Genomic DNA, 14,201 nt, shown 5'->3' on the forward strand with positions numbered 1-14,201 from the left:
AAACACCACGGAAAGAGTGACCCAGTGGCTGCCGCCCGCCTCGTCGTCCTGGTCTCCGGTTCCGGTACCAACCTTCAGGCCCTCCTCGACGGCATCGCCGCCGACCCCGAGGGGTACGGCGCGGAGGTCGTCGCGGTCGGCGCCGACCGCGACGGGATCGCGGGTCTGGAGCGCGCCGAGCGCGCCGGGCTCCCGACCTTCGTGTGCCGGGTGAAGGACCACGCGAGCCGCGAGGAGTGGGACCGCGCCCTGACGGAGGCCACCGCCGCGCACGAGCCCGACCTCGTCGTCTCGGCCGGCTTCATGAAGATCGTCGGCAAGGAGTTCCTCGCCCGCTTCGACGGCCGGGTCGTCAACACCCACCCGGCCCTGCTGCCCAGTTTTCCCGGTGCCCACGGGGTGCGCGACGCCCTCGCCTACGGCGCGAAGGTCACCGGGTGCACCGTCCACTTCGTCGACGACGGCGTCGACACCGGCCCGATCATCGCCCAGGGCGTGGTCGAGGTGCGGGAGACGGACGATGAAGCCGCTCTGCACGAGCGCATCAAGGAAGTCGAGCGCTCGCTGCTCGTCGACGTCGTGGGGCGTCTCGCCCGGCACGGCTACCGCATTGAGGGACGAAAGGTTCATGTCGGTGAACACGGACACCGTTAAGCCCATCCGCCGCGCGCTGGTCAGCGTCTACGACAAGACGGGGCTCGAAGAGCTGGCCCGCGGCCTGCACGAGGCCGGTGTCGAGCTCGTCTCCACCGGCTCCACCGCCGGGAAGATCGCCGCGGCCGGCGTTCCCGTCACCAAGGTCGAGGAGCTGACCGGCTTCCCCGAGTGCCTGGACGGGCGCGTCAAGACCCTCCACCCGCGCGTGCACGCCGGCATCCTCGCCGACCTGCGCCTGGAGTCGCACCGCGAGCAGCTCGCCGAGCTGGGCGTGGAGCCGTTCGACCTGGTCGTCGTGAACCTCTACCCGTTCCGCGAGACGGTCGCCTCCGGCGCCACCCCGGACGAGTGCGTCGAGCAGATCGACATCGGCGGCCCCTCCATGGTCCGCGCCGCCGCGAAGAACCACCCGTCCGTGGCCATCGTCACCAGCCCCGAGCGGTACGGCGACGTGCTCGCCGCCGTCCGGTCCGGCGGCTTCGACCTGACCGCCCGCAAGCGGCTCGCGGGCGAGGCCTTCCGGCACACGGCCGCGTACGACGTGGCCGTCGCCTCCTGGTTCGCCGCCGATTACGCCGCCGCCGACGACAGCGGCTTCCCGGACTTCCTGGGCGCCACGTACGAGCGGAAGAACGTCCTGCGGTACGGCGAGAACCCGCACCAGGGCGCCGCCCTCTACGTCGACGGCACGGGCGGCCTGGCCGAGGCGGAGCAGCTGCACGGCAAGGAGATGTCCTACAACAACTACACGGACACCGACGCCGCGCGCCGGGCCGCGTACGACCACGACGAGCCCTGCGTCGCGATCATCAAGCACGCCAACCCGTGCGGCATCGCGATCGGCGCCGACGTCGCCGAGGCCCACCGCAAGGCGCACGCCTGCGACCCGCTGTCCGCGTTCGGCGGCGTCATCGCCGTCAACCGCCCGGTGACGGTCGAGCTGGCCGAGCAGGTCGCGGAGATCTTCACCGAGGTCATCGTCGCCCCGGCCTACGAGGACGGCGCCGTGGAGGTCCTGGCCAGGAAGAAGAACATCCGCGTGCTGCGCGCCGAGGGCGCCCCGGCCAACCCGGTCGAGGTCAAGCCGGTCGACGGCGGCGCCCTCCTCCAGGTCACCGACCGCCTCCAGGCCGACGGCGACGACCCGGCGAACTGGACCCTCGCCACCGGCGACGCCCTCTCCGACGGGGAGCTGGCCGAGCTGTCCTTCGCCTGGAAGGCCTGCCGCGCGGTCAAGTCCAACGCGATCCTGCTCGCCAAGGACGGCGCCTCGGTCGGCGTCGGCATGGGCCAGGTCAACCGCGTCGACTCCGCGAAGCTGGCCGTCGAGCGGGCGGGCGAGGAGCGGGCGCGCGGCTCGTACGCCGCCTCCGACGCCTTCTTCCCCTTCCCGGACGGCCTGGAGATCCTCACCGCGGCCGGCGTGAAGGCGGTCGTGCAGCCCGGCGGCTCGGTCCGCGACGAGCTGGTCGTCGAGGCGGCGGCCAAGGCCGGCGTGACGATGTACTTCACGGGCACCCGCCACTTCTTCCACTGAGTCGCGTGACGCGGACGGCCCGTCGCCCTTCCCCGGGGCGGCGGGCCGTCGGCGTCGCATCGGCGGAACGGTCGATCGAGCGGTCTCTGTTCTAATGGATTGCTCTTCTGTCGGCCGCCGGTGATGGGGACGTGATGTTGGACGTAGGGAACAAGTCCCCCGAGGAGGCCGTCGAGGACGTCGGGGGTGCCGCCGCCGGGGCTCCGGCCGCCGCCGTCCCCGCCCCCGCGAGCGCCCCGGACGCCGTCGGTGCCGAGGCCCCCGCCGGCCCCGCGCCCGCCCCCCTCCGCCCGTACCTGATCGTCGCGGGCGTCCTGTGCGTCGTCTACTTCCTGTACTCCTGGGTGCAGTACGCCTACTTCCGCACCCCCTCCTGGGACCTCGGGATCTTCGGGCAGTCCGTCCGCGCGTACGCCGAGTTCCGGGCGCCGGTCGTCGACATAAAGGGGCCCGGCTTCCCGATCCTCGGGGACCACTTCAGCCCGGTCACCGCCCTGCTCGCGCCGCTGTACCGGGTCTGGCCCTCGCCGGTCGCCCTGCTCTTCGCGCAGGCCGCGCTCTTCGCCGCCTCGTCCGTCGTCGTCGGCCGCACCGCGCAGCAGGTCCTCGGCAGCCGGGCCGTCGGCCTCGGGCTCGCGGTCGCGTACGGGCTCTCCTGGGGACTCCAGGAGGCGGTGAAGTCCGACTTCCACGAGATCGCCTTCGCCGTCCCGCTGCTCGCCCTGACCTGCCGGGCCCTGGTCCTCGGCCGCTGGACCGCGGCCGCGGCCTGGGCGATCCCGCTGATCCTCGTCAAGGAGGACATGGGGCTCACCGTCGCCATGGTCGGCGCGGTCCTCTTCCTCAAGGGGAGCAGGCGGCTCGGCGCCGCCCTGGCCGCCTTCGGCGTCGCCGCCTTCGCCCTCACGGTCCTCGTCCTGATCCCGGCGGCGAGCAGCCTCGGCCAGTACGACTACTGGTCCAAGATCGAGAAGACGGGCGAGGGGGCCGACACCTCCTTCGGCCAGGTCGTCGCCGACGCCCTCGCCTCGGGCGAGCGCTGGGAGATGGTCCTCCACCTGCTCGCGATCACCGGCTTCCTCGCCCTGCGCTCCCCGCTGGTCCTGCTCGTCCTGCCGACCCTGGGCTGGCGCTTCCTCTCCCAGGACCCCAACCACTGGGGCATGCACTGGCACTACAGCGCGGTCCTCATGCCGGTCGTCTTCCTGGCCCTGGTGGACGGCGCCCGCGCGGTGCGCACCTCGCCGCGCGCCTGGCTCGTCTCGTACGGGAGGGTCGTCGTCCCGGTGGCGACCGCGGTCGCGCTCGTCCTCGCGGCGAACCTGCCGCTGCGGGAGCTCCTGAAGCCGGAGACGTACCGGGCGGACGCGCGGGTCGCGCAGGCGCGGGAGGCGCTGGCGGCGGTGCCGGAGGGGGTGAGCGTCGAGACGGACGTCCCGCTCCTCGCCCACCTCACGGCGGACCACCGGGTCTACTGGGCCGGGACCTCCGGGGACGTCGACCCCGACTACCTGGTCTACGACCTGCGCGGCTGGTCGCAGCAGGTCGCGGACCCGGTGGGGCTGGCCTCGCAGCTCCATCCGCGGGCCCGGTACGAGCTCACGCACCGCTCGGAGGGGTTCGCGGTCCTGAAGCGGCGGTGACGCGGGGCGCGGCGACGCGGGAGGCCCCGGGCATCGACCGATGCCCGGGGCCTCCCGCGTGCGACGGAGCCGGCTCGACGTCAGCCGTTCTCCTTGACGACCAGCGTGCTGCAGATCTTGTCCGCGAAGGTCTGCTTCTTGGAGTCCCAGATCGGCCAGAGGTAGCCGATGTAGCAGGCGATGCCGTCGAGGAAGTGCGCCAGCTGGCGCACGAACGCCATGCCGAAGCCGAGCGGGCGGCCGTCCGACTCGCGCAGCGTCCGGGTGCCGACGGCCTTCTTGCCGATCGTCTGGCCGGTCGCGCCCTCCTTGTAGATCTGGAAGAAGAACATGAAGATCAGGTAGACGAGGCCGACCACGCCGAGGATCGCCCCGAGGCCGTTCTCACCGCTGCCGTCGCTCGTCGCGGCGGCTATGCCGATCAGCACGTAGTACGGCAGCATGACGACGGCGAGGTCGATCAGCCGGGAGAGGAAGCGCCAGCCCCAGTGCGCCAGCGGCGGGACGTTGCCGTAGCCGCCCGCGCCCGGGTAGCCGCCACCGGCGTACGGCGAGACCGGCGGGGCGGCGGGGTAGCCGTAGCCCTGCTGCGGCGGCACGCCCTGCGGGGCCTGCTGCGGGTAGCCGTACCCGGGCTGCTGGCCCTGCGGGTAGCCGTAGCCGGGCTGCTGGCCCTGCCCCTGCCCCTGGCCCTGGCCGTAGGGGTTGTTCGGGTCGCCGAAGCTCATCGCGGGATTCCTCCGTGAATTTCTCTGTGCGGGGACGTCGCGGCCCGCGCGGAGGACTTTCACGGCATCTGAGCGGATTTCCCCCCGGCACTTTCCGCGGTGCTGCGCCGATCATCGTTGTCGCAAGGGCGAGTTTTTGTCCAGTCGATACGTCACGGAGTTGTGCAAGTGCAACCTTCCGTTCCGCGCCCCGGGGCCCTCGGCGCGAGCGAATTGGAAGAAGCCGGGGGGCATCCGGGAAGATGGCTCCATGAGCGCCCAGATTCTCGATGGCAAGGCCACCGCAGCCGCGATCAAGTCCGATCTGACCGCCCGTGTGGCGGCCCTCAGGGAGAAGGGCGTCACGCCCGGACTCGGCACCGTCCTCGTCGGCGACGACCCGGCCAGCCAGAAGTACGTGGCCGGAAAGCACCGCGACTGCGCTGAGGTCGGCCTCGCCTCCCTCCAGCGCACGCTGCCCGGCACCGCCACCCAGGAGGAGATCGAGGCGGTCGTGCGGGAGCTCAACGAGGACCCGGCCTGCACCGGTTACATCGTGCAGCTCCCACTGCCCAAGGGCATCGACGAGAACCGCGTCCTGGAGCTGATGGACCCGGAGAAGGACGCGGACGGGCTCCACCCGACCAACCTGGGCCGCCTGGTGCTCAACGAGCCCGCCCCGCTGCCCTGCACGCCCAACGGCGTCATCACCCTGCTCCGCCGCCACGGCGTGGAGATCAACGGCGCCGAGGTCGTGGTCGTCGGGCGCGGCGTCACCATCGGGCGCTCGATGCCGCTGCTGCTCACCCGCCGCTCCGAGAACGCGACCGTGACCCAGTGCCACACCGGCACCCGGGACCTCGCGGCGCACCTGCGGAACGCCGACATCATCGTGGCGGCGGCCGGCGTGCCGCACCTGATCAAGCCCGAGGACGTGAAGCCGGGCGCGGCCGTCCTCGACGTCGGCGTCTCGCGCAACGCCGAGGGGAAGATCGTCGGCGACGTGCACCCCGGCGTCGCCGAGGTCGCCGGCTGGATCTCCCCGAACCCGGGCGGCGTGGGCCCGATGACCCGCGCCCAGCTCCTCGTCAACGTCGTCGAGGCCGCCGAGCGCGCGGCCGCGGCGCTCTGACGTGACGTCCGGGGGCCTCCGGATGCGACGCGGACCGCGGCGGCGGCCGCCCACCGTCACCACCGACACCGCACGCCCCGAGGGCGGCGGGCGCGCCGCGCCCGGCGCCGCCCCGGCGCCCGCGCGCCAGTGGCCGCTGATCACGGTCCTCTGCGTCGCCGGGGCCGGACTGCTCGTGGTGGGCGCGGACGCGTTCCCGCAGTCCTTCCGCGTGGGGGCGATCCTGGTCGGGGTCGCGCTCCTGCTCGGCGCCGTGATGCGGCGGACGGTGCCGTCCGTGGGCATGCTGGCGGTCCGGTCCCGCTTCACCGACATGATCACGTACGGGGTGATGGGCGGCCTGATCGTGCTGCTCGCGCTCATGGTGCAGCCGGGGCCCTGGCTGCGGATCCCGTTCCTGGAGGACATCCTCCACCTGACGGTGACGTAGGGCCCGTACGCGCGGACGCGGCGCCCGCCCTCTCCCCCGTGGGAGGGCGGGCGCCGTCGTGATCAAGGGTCATGGACGCGCCAACGCCGGTTCAAGGCCCGTCGGCGCGCTGTGGCACGGAAGTGACCATTCCGGTACGTCGTCACCCGTGCGGGGCGCGCGCCGCCCCCGGCGCTGCCATCCTTCGACGTGACGGACGGGGCGGGTGACGAGAGCGGAGGCGAGGGGGTGGCACATGCCCGGCTGGAAGGCGCTTCCGGAGGGACTCGACCCGGAGGCGCGCGCGTCCACGGAGCGGATCCGGCGCCTGATCGACCGCAGCGGCCTGGGCGTGGTGGCCGTCGCCGAGCGCACCGAGCGCACCGAGCGCATCGAGCGCACCGAGCGCACCGGGCGCGAACGGTCCGCGCGGGACGCGTATCTGAACGCCCGTCGGCCCGTCCCGCGCGGTGCGTGCTCGCCCTCGCGGAGGTGACCGGCGCGGACCCGGCCGACCTCGCGGACCGCTGGGAACGCGCCCGGAGGCGCTTCGCGCCGGCGGGGGAGGCGCGCGCGGGAGCCCCGGACGCCGGGGCTCCGGGGGCCCGGTGCCGGTCTCGGTCCCGGCCCCGGCCCCGGTCGCCCCGCCCCGCCCCCCGTCGCCGTACCACCGTGCTCCTCCACGTCGCCGCCGTCCTCGGGGCCCCGCTCGTCGTCACCGCCGCCCCGCCCCTCGTCGACCTGGGCGGTGGCGGCGGGGCGGACGGTGGTGCGGGCGGGCGCGCGACCGCGCCGCCCACCACCCCCGCCCCGAGCCCGACGCCCCGCACCGAACTCCCCGCGGGGGTGGGGTGCTCCGGTGCCGACCGCGCCGGACGGGACCCCGAGGCCATGGGGTGCGGCGGCCCCCTCGCCGTCACCGTCGCACGCGCCCGCGTCGCCGCCGCCGCCGTCGAGGTCCGCCACAGCGCCGCCTGCGCGGCCTCCTGGACCCGGATCACCGGCGCCGCCCCCCGGCGACACCGCCTCCGTCGAGGTCGCGGGCGCGACCGGGCGCGCCACCGTCCCCGAGGGCGCCGACACGGCGGCGGAGGAGACCGACGCGTACACCCCGGTGCTCGCCGCCGCCCCGGAGGCGTCCGCACGCGCCTGCGGCACCCTCGCGGACGGCACCGGGGGCTGCGCGGCGGGCCGGTAGGACGGCCCGCGCGGACGGGTGGCAGTGAGCCGGACCACAAAGGGGTGGGGATTCAGGAGGGCCCGGGTCGGATAGCCTGACCGCTGGATATCTCTTCACGTCGAGACACCGATCGATCAAGAGGGGTATCCCGCACCAGGGGCAGGGACCCCCACCGCCAGCTGTCTTACGGAGATCGCCATGACCCGCACTCCCGTGAATGTCACCGTGACCGGCGCGGCCGGCCAGATCGGCTACGCGCTGCTCTTCCGCATCGCCTCCGGCCACCTGCTCGGCGCGGACGTGCCGGTCAAGCTCCGCCTCCTCGAGATCCCGCAGGGCGTCAAGGCCGCCGAGGGCACCGCCATGGAGCTCGACGACTGCGCGTTCCCGCTGCTCAAGGGCATCGACATCTTCGACGACCCGAACCAGGGCTTCGAGGGCGCCAACGTCGCGCTGCTCGTCGGCGCCCGCCCCCGCACCAAGGGCATGGAGCGCGGCGACCTGCTCGCGGCCAACGGCGGCATCTTCAAGCCGCAGGGCAAGGCCATCAACGACCACGCCGCGGACGACATCAAGGTCCTCGTCGTCGGCAACCCGGCCAACACCAACGCCCTGATCGCCCAGGCCGCCGCCCCGGACGTCCCGGCCGAGCGCTTCACCGCGATGACCCGCCTGGACCACAACCGCGCGCTGTCGCAGCTCGCCGCCAAGACCGGCGCCTCCGTCGAGGACATCAAGCGCCTCACCATCTGGGGCAACCACTCCGCGACCCAGTACCCGGACGTCTTCCACGCGGAGATCGCCGGCAAGAACGCCGCCGAGGTCGTCAGCGACGAGGCGTGGCTGGCCGACACCTTCATCCCGACCGTCGCCAAGCGCGGCGCCGCGATCATCGAGGCCCGTGGCGCGTCCTCCGCCGCCTCCGCCGCGAACGCCGCCATCGACCACGTCCACACCTGGGTCAACGGCACCGCCGAGGGCGACTGGACCTCCATGGGCGTTCCGTCGGACGGCTCCTACGGCGTCCCCGAGGGCCTCATCTCCTCCTTCCCCGTCACCACCAAGGACGGGAAGTACGAGATCGTCCAGGGCCTGGAGATCAACGACTTCTCCCGCGCCCGCATCGACGCCTCCGTGCAGGAGCTCGCCGAGGAGCGCGACGCGGTCCGCGAGCTCGGCCTCATCTGAGCCCGCTCCCCGCGCACTTCCGGCGCCCCCGGCCCGTACGACCGACCGTACGGACCGGGGGCGCCGTTTTTTCCACCGACGGGGGACTCCCGCCTCGCCTATGCTGTGCCACCGGCTCCCGGTCAACCCTCCGGGGGCGAAGGACAGTTCCACACCATCGGGGGAGCCTTGGCGCAGTCGTTCGTACCCCAGCAGCCCGGACAGCCACCCGGTACGCCGCCACCCGGCACGCCACCGTCCGGCACCCCGTCACCGGGCACCCACCCGTCGGCCAGCGAGGCGACCCGGCTGCTCTGCGCCGGCACGTACCTCGACGACGGCTTCCGCGACGAGGTCATCGACCAGCTCTACGTCCACGAGGAGCGCTTCGCCGCCCCCTCCCTCGGCTACGACGCGAGCCGCGTCCTCGCCCACGCGCTGCGCGCCCGCCGCGTCGAACTCGGCTGGGCCGCCGCGATCCTGGCGCTCTGGGTCGTCGCGTTCCCGCTGACCAAGGGCCTGGTCGTCCTCCTCGTCGTGCCCTTCCTGCTGCTCGGGGTCGCCCGCTGGATCCGCGGCCGGGCCGCCACCGCCGCCACCCCGGTGTACCGCCTCGTCCCCGCCTTCGTCCTGCGCTGGTACGGGCGGCTCATGCTCTTCCAGGGCGCGCTGTTCCTCCTCTTCCTCGCCCTCGGCGACGAGGAGGACCGCTGGGAGCTGCTCGGCGACCTCTCCGAGGCGGGCGAGTTCCTCGGCGCCCTGGCGCTGCTCGCCGCCGACGAGGTGTGGGGCGTCGGCCGGCTGGAGGCGTGGATCACGATCGCGGTGCCGCTGCTCGTGGCCTGGGCGGTGGCCGTCCAGCGCGGCCAGTTCGCCCGCGCGCTCACCCAGGAGCTCTCCCGGGAGCGCTTCCCCGACCAGCGCGCCGACCCGGCCGAGCAGGCCGAGGGCGCCCGCTCCCGCCGGCTGCGCGACCGCATCCGGATCGAGCAGCACGCGCGGCTCGTCATGTACGGGGCCGACGACCCGTTCTGCGGCGCCGGCGAACCGTACGAGCCCTGGTCGCTCTCCATCGAGCTGCGCCCCCGCAAGGACCTCGACGGCCGGGCGCCCGAACCGCTCGACAACAGCGCCATCATGCGGCACGTCGTCCCGCTCGTGGAGGCGCTGCGCGTGCCCTCCCCGCACGGCTCGCCGCAGATCCAGGCGGCCGTACGGGACCGGCTGCGCGACCTGGAGATCGACGAGGTCGTCTTCCTGCCCGTCGACGGCCTCCCGGACCGCACCGCCGCCCCGTACACCCCCGAGGGCTTCGAGGCGCACCGCTCGGGCTCCATCGAGGAGGGCGGCGAGACCCGCCGCCACTTCCTGCGCGTCCGGGTCGGCGGCTGGGGCGAGGAGATCGTCACCACCGTCTTCGTCCGCGTCCACACGCAGGGCGGCATGCTGATGCTGGAGGTCGCCCCGCACGTTCTGCGGCCCGTGAAGCCGCTCTACCGCTACGCCGACCGGATCGCCCACCGCTACCGGCACAACCACCACTTCGGCAAGGCCGTCTGGGCCCTCGGGCAGACCCCGCGCTCCGCCGGACAGGCCCTCGTCACCCTCTGGCGCTCGCTCGGCCACGCCTGGCGGCTGCTCACCGCGGGCCACGCCCACGCGCTGCCCGAGGGGCCCGAGGTCTCGGTCCGCGAGCTCGGCTCCGACGACGAGGCCTCCCTGTTCCAGGAGATGGACGTCAGCCGCTACCTGAAGAGCGTCCAGGACCGGGTCGCGAACGGCGTGACGGTCGCGCTCCGCGAAGCCGGTTACGAGACGGCCGAGTTCGAGCAGAAGATCGTCCACGTGGCCGAGGGCGGCACCTTCATCGAGAACACCAAGGGCAACGTGACCCTCGGCAACCACAACACCGTCACCAACAAGACCTTCACCACCTCGACGCCCGGAGGCAACCGTGGCTGACACCGACGACACCCCGCGCCGCGACGGCATCCAGGTCTCCAACACCGGCGGCAACGTCACCATCGGCGACCACAACACCGTCACCAGCACCGTGACCGGGAACCAGCCGGCCCGCGACCCCCTCCAGGAGGAGCTGCTCCTGGCGATCCGCCGCCTCCGCGGCGACCTGGGCGGTGTCGTCGCCTCCGAGCGGACGGCCGCCCTGGACGCCGAACTCTCCGACGCGGAGGACGAGATCGAGGGCACCGGCCGCGCGGGCACCGGCCGCCTCACCCGCCTGCGCCGGGCCCTCGCGGACGCCGGGGCCGTGACCGGCATCCTCGCCTCGGGCGTGGCCGTGGGGCAGGCCGTCGGCGCGCTCCTCGGAGGATGAGATGAGCGGGTACGGGGGAGGCGGGGGCGGCGGGGCCCGCTGGAACGACGAGACGCAGAGCTGGGAGACGGGAGCCCCGGCGCCCGCGCCCGGGCCCGTCGGCGGGAGCGGCCCGCTCCTCCCGCCGCTGCCCCCGCCCCCGCCCCCGACCGCGCCGGAGCACGGACCGGGATACGCGCCGGAGCGCGGACCGGAGTACGCGCCGGAGCACACCCTCGCGTACGAGACGCAGTACGGGCCCCGGTACGTACCGGAGACGGGCGGTTGGCAGTACGCGCCGCCCCCGCCCCCGCCGCCCCGGTCCTCCGCGCGGACGGCGGTCGTGGCCGGGGTGGCCGCGGCCGTCCTGGCGGCGGGGTCCGTCGGCGGCTGGCTGCTCTGGGGCAGGGGCGACGACGGGAAGGCCCCGGCGGCGGGCCCGCCGGCCTCGGTGTCGGCGTCGGACCCGGTCTCGGAGGAGACGCCCTCCGGGGAGACGGCGGAGCCGACCTCCGGCACGCCCACGTCCACTCCCACGGACGACGTGCCGCCACCCGGCTACCGGGCGGTGAAGGACCTCAAGAGCTTCACGATCGCGATCCCCGAGGACTGGAACCGCACCGAGTCCGACCAGGGCGTCTTCTACAACGCGCCGGACGGCCGGAGCCTCCTCCAGGTCTTCGTGGTCTCCGAGGGCGGCCTGACGCCGTACGACGCCCTGCGCGGCACCTCGCAGGACGGGAGGGCCACCAAGCCCGGCTACGAGGAGATCAGCCTCGAACGGGTCACCGGCGAACCGGACGCCCCGGCCGACGCCGCCGAGCTGGTGTACGCGTACGACCGCGACGGGGGCCGCCGCAAGGTGGTCGACCGGGCGTTCACGGCGGCGGACGGCACCCACTACGCGATCCTGGCGGCGGGCCCGGAGGAGGACTGGCCGAAGCAGCGCGAGGTGCTCCGGGTGGCCCTGGAGTTCTTCGAGCCGGGCGCGTACTGATCCCGGCTGTCCCGGCGGACGCCTACGGGGCGCCCGGCTCGTAGTGGCCGGGCGTCATCCGGGTGGTGACGCCGATCCGGTTCCAGGCGTTGATGGTGACGATCGCGGCGATCACCCGGGCCAGCTCGGTCTCGTCGAAGTGCGCGGCGGCGAGCGCGTACACCTCGTCGGGCACGAAGCCGTCGGTGAGGACGGTGACGGCCTCGGTCAGGGCGAGCGCCGCGAGCTCCCGCTCGGTGTAGAAGTGCTGGGACTCCTCCCAGGCGGAGAGCTGCACGATCCGCTCGACGCTCTCGCCCTCCGCGAGGGCGTCCTTGCTGTGCATGTCCACGCAGAACGCGCAGTGGTTGACCTGCGAGGCCCGGATCTTGATCAGGTGGTAGAGGGTGGGGTCGACGTCCTTGGCGGCGGCCGTCTCCAGGCGGATCATCGCCCGGTAGAACTCGGGGACCCGCTCGGCGAAGGGCATCCGGGGCGCGTGCTCGTGGGCGCGTTCGACGGTGGTGTGCGTACTGGTCATGGTGTCCACCCTAGGAACCGGTTGGCGCAGGGGTATGGTCCATTTCCATGGCGAACGACTGGGCCACTTTCGGGGCCGACCTCCATCTGGAACTCCGGGGGACGCGGCTGCGAGCGGGGCTCATGGACGCCCTGCGGGAGGCGGTGCGCAGCGGGCGCCTGGCGGCGGGGACCCGGCTGCCGTCCTCCCGCTCGCTCGCCGCCGACCTGGGCACGGCCCGCAACACGGTCGCCGACGCGTACGCCGAACTGGTCGCCGAGGGCTGGCTGACCGCCCGGCAGGGCTCGGGCACGCGGGTGGCCGACCGCGCGGAGCCCCGGGACCGGCCGCGCCACCGGCCCCCGACCACCCCTCCGGCCACGGCCACCCCCGTCCACAACCTCAGGGCGGGCACCCCCGACCTCGCCTCCTTCCCCCGCGCCGACTGGCTCAAGGCGTACCGGCGGGCGCTCACCGCCGCCCCCGACGAGGCCTTCGGGTACGGGGATCCGCGCGGCCGCCCCGAACTGCGCACCGCGCTCGCCGAGTACCTGGCCCGCGCGCGGGGCGTGCACGCCCGGCCCGAACGGATCGTGGTCTGCGCGGGGTTCGCGCACGGCCTGACGCTGCTCGGCCAGGCATTGCGGGAGCGCGGGGTGCGGGAGGCGGCCGTGGAGTCGTACGGCCTGAGGGTCCACGCGGACGTCCTGACCCGGGCGGGCCTGGGCACCCCGCTCCTCCCCTTCGACGAACGGGGCACGGACGTGAGGCGGTTGACGTCTCTCCCCGGCTGCGGAGCGGTCCTGATGACGGCGGCCCACCAGTTCCCGCTCGGCGGGGCCCTGCCCCCGGACCGGCGGGCGGCCGTCGTCGACTGGGCGCGGGCGTCGGGCGGCCTGGTCCTGGAGGACGACTACGACGGCGAGTTCCGCTACGACCGGCAGCCGGTGGGGGCGCTCCAGGGCCTCGACCCGGAGCGGGTCGTGTACCTCGGCACCGCGAGCAAGTCCCTCGCGCCCGGCCTGCGCCTGGCGTGGATGGTCCTGCCGGCGGGCCTGGTGGACGAGGTGACGGCGGCGAGGGGGACCGTGGAGCGGGCGTCGGGCGCGCCGGACCAGCTGGCGTTCGCGGAGTTCCTGCGCTCGGGGGCGTACGACCGGCACGTCCGGGCGATGCGGCTGCGCTACCGGCGCCGCCGCGACCAGCTCGTGGCGGCGGTGGCCGCGCACGCGCCGGAGACCCGGGTCGGCGGCATCGCGGCCGGCCTGCACGCCGTCCTCACCCTCCCCCCGGGCACCGAACGCCCGACCCTGCGGACCGCCGCCCACCACGGCCTCGCCGTCCACGGCGTCTCCCACTACCGCCGCCCCACCGCCACCCCGGCCCCGGACGGCCTCGTCGTCGGCTACGCCACCCCGTCGGACAGCGCGTGGCCGGGAGCGTTGGAGGCGCTGTGCCGGGTGCTGCCCTGAGGGGTGCGCGGTGCCTGTTGGGGCCGTCGGGAGGCAACGTCGTGGCGGGCACGGGCGTCCGAAGGAGTGTCGGACCCGGCTCGACCGGGTCGTGGTGAGGGGGGCTCGTGGAGCGGGACATGGACGAACAGGACGGTTCGGGGCGAGAGCCGAACGCTTACGAGAGGGTTCTCGCGGAGGACCGCCGGGTCGTGCGCGAGCTGTTCCGGGTGAGTATCGGCGGTGCCCATGCCGGGTTCGTCGTCACGGCCTTCGTCGTGGCGCTGTTCGCCGTCATCGGCGGCGCCGTGTGGGCCCTGGCCGTCGGCGGAGCGGTCGCGTCCTGGTTCACCGTCGCCCTTGCCGCGGCCGTCCGTACCGGTCGCCGCGGGCGAGCGGCGGTCACGCGCGCCTACCTCCTGACCTTCGGCTGGGCCAGCTGGCTGTGACCACCGCGGGGCACGACCGGCGGGGCCGAGCACCGGGACGGACGGCCTCCACCTCGCGC

Annotated in this window: 14 protein-coding genes and 1 pseudogene; 13 read left to right on the plus strand and 2 right to left on the minus strand. The window is 74.2% G+C overall.

All coding sequences use genetic code 11. From position 1 onward, the window contains the following. Window positions 1–24: 24 nt before the first annotated feature. The 3 genes from purN to ACIP5O_RS13300 all read left to right on the plus strand — a co-directional run bounded on the left by purN (window position 25) and on the right by ACIP5O_RS13300 (window position 3,837). On the plus strand, window positions 25–654 hold the full coding sequence (gene purN, locus ACIP5O_RS13290; RefSeq protein ID WP_401292265.1) for a phosphoribosylglycinamide formyltransferase: 630 nt from the start codon (window positions 25–27) through the stop codon (window positions 652–654). Continuing rightward, complete coding sequence (purH, locus tag ACIP5O_RS13295) at window positions 629–2,194, plus strand: bifunctional phosphoribosylaminoimidazolecarboxamide formyltransferase/IMP cyclohydrolase (protein WP_401292266.1); 1,566 nt, start codon at window positions 629–631, stop codon at window positions 2,192–2,194. Before purN ends, purH begins: the two co-directional genes overlap by 26 nt. 134 nt (window positions 2,195–2,328) lie before the next feature. Continuing rightward, window positions 2,329–3,837, plus strand: a complete 1,509-nt coding sequence (locus tag ACIP5O_RS13300) for a DUF2079 domain-containing protein (RefSeq protein WP_401292268.1) — start codon at window positions 2,329–2,331, stop codon at window positions 3,835–3,837. An 80-nt stretch (window positions 3,838–3,917) separates the two neighbouring features. On the opposite strand, the gene ACIP5O_RS13305 is transcribed toward ACIP5O_RS13300, so the two are convergent. After that, the gene (locus ACIP5O_RS13305) at window positions 3,918–4,565 is read right to left on the minus strand and encodes an RDD family protein (RefSeq protein ID WP_401292270.1); all 648 of its coding nucleotides are present in this window, start codon (window positions 4,563–4,565) and stop codon (window positions 3,918–3,920) included. A gap of 250 nt (window positions 4,566–4,815) precedes the next feature. Between ACIP5O_RS13305 and ACIP5O_RS13310 the strand changes: the two genes are divergently transcribed. The 8 genes and pseudogenes from ACIP5O_RS13310 to ACIP5O_RS13345 all read left to right on the plus strand — a co-directional run bounded on the left by ACIP5O_RS13310 (window position 4,816) and on the right by ACIP5O_RS13345 (window position 11,743). Further along, complete coding sequence (locus tag ACIP5O_RS13310; RefSeq protein ID WP_401292273.1) at window positions 4,816–5,676, plus strand: bifunctional methylenetetrahydrofolate dehydrogenase/methenyltetrahydrofolate cyclohydrolase; 861 nt, start codon at window positions 4,816–4,818, stop codon at window positions 5,674–5,676. 34 nt (window positions 5,677–5,710) lie between these two features. Next, window positions 5,711–6,106, plus strand: a pseudogene (locus ACIP5O_RS13315) (DUF3017 domain-containing protein); the annotation flags it as partial. 235 nt (window positions 6,107–6,341) lie between these two features. Next, entirely contained in the window at window positions 6,342–6,581 is a 240-nt protein-coding gene (locus ACIP5O_RS13320) for a hypothetical protein (RefSeq protein ID WP_401292276.1), read from the plus strand. Window positions 6,582–6,944: 363 nt separating this feature from the next. Continuing rightward, window positions 6,945–7,283 (plus strand): hypothetical protein, encoded by a 339-nt coding sequence (locus tag ACIP5O_RS13325; protein ID WP_401292278.1) that lies wholly within the window; start codon window positions 6,945–6,947, stop codon window positions 7,281–7,283. 180 nt (window positions 7,284–7,463) lie between these two features. Further along, window positions 7,464–8,453 (plus strand): malate dehydrogenase, encoded by a 990-nt coding sequence (locus ACIP5O_RS13330; RefSeq protein ID WP_125659861.1) that lies wholly within the window; start codon window positions 7,464–7,466, stop codon window positions 8,451–8,453. Window positions 8,454–8,621: 168 nt separating this feature from the next. Continuing rightward, window positions 8,622–10,394, plus strand: a complete 1,773-nt coding sequence (locus ACIP5O_RS13335) for a hypothetical protein (RefSeq protein WP_401292281.1) — start codon at window positions 8,622–8,624, stop codon at window positions 10,392–10,394. Beyond that, on the plus strand, window positions 10,387–10,767 hold the full coding sequence (locus ACIP5O_RS13340) for a hypothetical protein (protein ID WP_401292283.1): 381 nt from the start codon (window positions 10,387–10,389) through the stop codon (window positions 10,765–10,767). The genes ACIP5O_RS13335 and ACIP5O_RS13340 overlap by 8 nt, the downstream gene beginning before the upstream one ends. 1 nt (window position 10,768) lies before the next feature. Then, window positions 10,769–11,743, plus strand: coding sequence for a hypothetical protein (locus tag ACIP5O_RS13345; RefSeq protein WP_401292286.1), 975 nt, complete (start codon window positions 10,769–10,771; stop codon window positions 11,741–11,743). Between the two features lie 22 nt (window positions 11,744–11,765). Here ACIP5O_RS13345 and ACIP5O_RS13350 read toward each other — a convergent pair whose 3' ends face one another. Continuing rightward, a complete protein-coding gene (locus ACIP5O_RS13350; protein ID WP_401292289.1) occupies window positions 11,766–12,263 on the minus strand; it encodes a carboxymuconolactone decarboxylase family protein in 498 nt (165 codons plus the stop codon). A 47-nt stretch (window positions 12,264–12,310) separates the two neighbouring features. Between ACIP5O_RS13350 and ACIP5O_RS13355 the strand changes: the two genes are divergently transcribed. Both ACIP5O_RS13355 and ACIP5O_RS13360 read left to right on the plus strand, forming a co-directional pair. Beyond that, window positions 12,311–13,714 (plus strand): PLP-dependent aminotransferase family protein, encoded by a 1,404-nt coding sequence (locus ACIP5O_RS13355; RefSeq protein ID WP_401292292.1) that lies wholly within the window; start codon window positions 12,311–12,313, stop codon window positions 13,712–13,714. Window positions 13,715–13,833: 119 nt separating this feature from the next. After that, window positions 13,834–14,142 (plus strand): hypothetical protein, encoded by a 309-nt coding sequence (locus ACIP5O_RS13360; RefSeq protein WP_401292295.1) that lies wholly within the window; start codon window positions 13,834–13,836, stop codon window positions 14,140–14,142. The last annotated feature ends 59 nt before the right edge of the window (window positions 14,143–14,201 follow it).

Source organism: Streptomyces sp. NPDC088915 (genome assembly GCF_044749825.1).
Taxonomy (GTDB): domain Bacteria; phylum Actinomycetota; class Actinomycetes; order Streptomycetales; family Streptomycetaceae; genus Streptomyces.

What these genes read in the sequence shown, in the direction of transcription:
- purH (WP_401292266.1), top strand. Translation starts at nt 629, where the DNA reads ATGTCGGTGAACACGGACACCGTTAAGCCCATCCGCCGCGCGCTGGTC.
- ACIP5O_RS13300 (WP_401292268.1), top strand. Translation starts at nt 2,329, where the DNA reads ATGTTGGACGTAGGGAACAAGTCCCCCGAGGAGGCCGTCGAGGACGTC.
- ACIP5O_RS13305 (WP_401292270.1), bottom strand. Translation starts at nt 4,565, where the DNA reads ATGAGCTTCGGCGACCCGAACAACCCCTACGGCCAGGGCCAGGGGCAG.
- ACIP5O_RS13310 (WP_401292273.1), top strand. Translation starts at nt 4,816, where the DNA reads ATGAGCGCCCAGATTCTCGATGGCAAGGCCACCGCAGCCGCGATCAAG.
- ACIP5O_RS13320 (WP_401292276.1), top strand. Translation starts at nt 6,342, where the DNA reads ATGCCCGGCTGGAAGGCGCTTCCGGAGGGACTCGACCCGGAGGCGCGC.
- ACIP5O_RS13330 (WP_125659861.1), top strand. Translation starts at nt 7,464, where the DNA reads ATGACCCGCACTCCCGTGAATGTCACCGTGACCGGCGCGGCCGGCCAG.
- ACIP5O_RS13345 (WP_401292286.1), top strand. Translation starts at nt 10,769, where the DNA reads ATGAGCGGGTACGGGGGAGGCGGGGGCGGCGGGGCCCGCTGGAACGAC.
- ACIP5O_RS13350 (WP_401292289.1), bottom strand. Translation starts at nt 12,263, where the DNA reads ATGACCAGTACGCACACCACCGTCGAACGCGCCCACGAGCACGCGCCC.
- ACIP5O_RS13355 (WP_401292292.1), top strand. Translation starts at nt 12,311, where the DNA reads ATGGCGAACGACTGGGCCACTTTCGGGGCCGACCTCCATCTGGAACTC.
- ACIP5O_RS13360 (WP_401292295.1), top strand. Translation starts at nt 13,834, where the DNA reads ATGGACGAACAGGACGGTTCGGGGCGAGAGCCGAACGCTTACGAGAGG.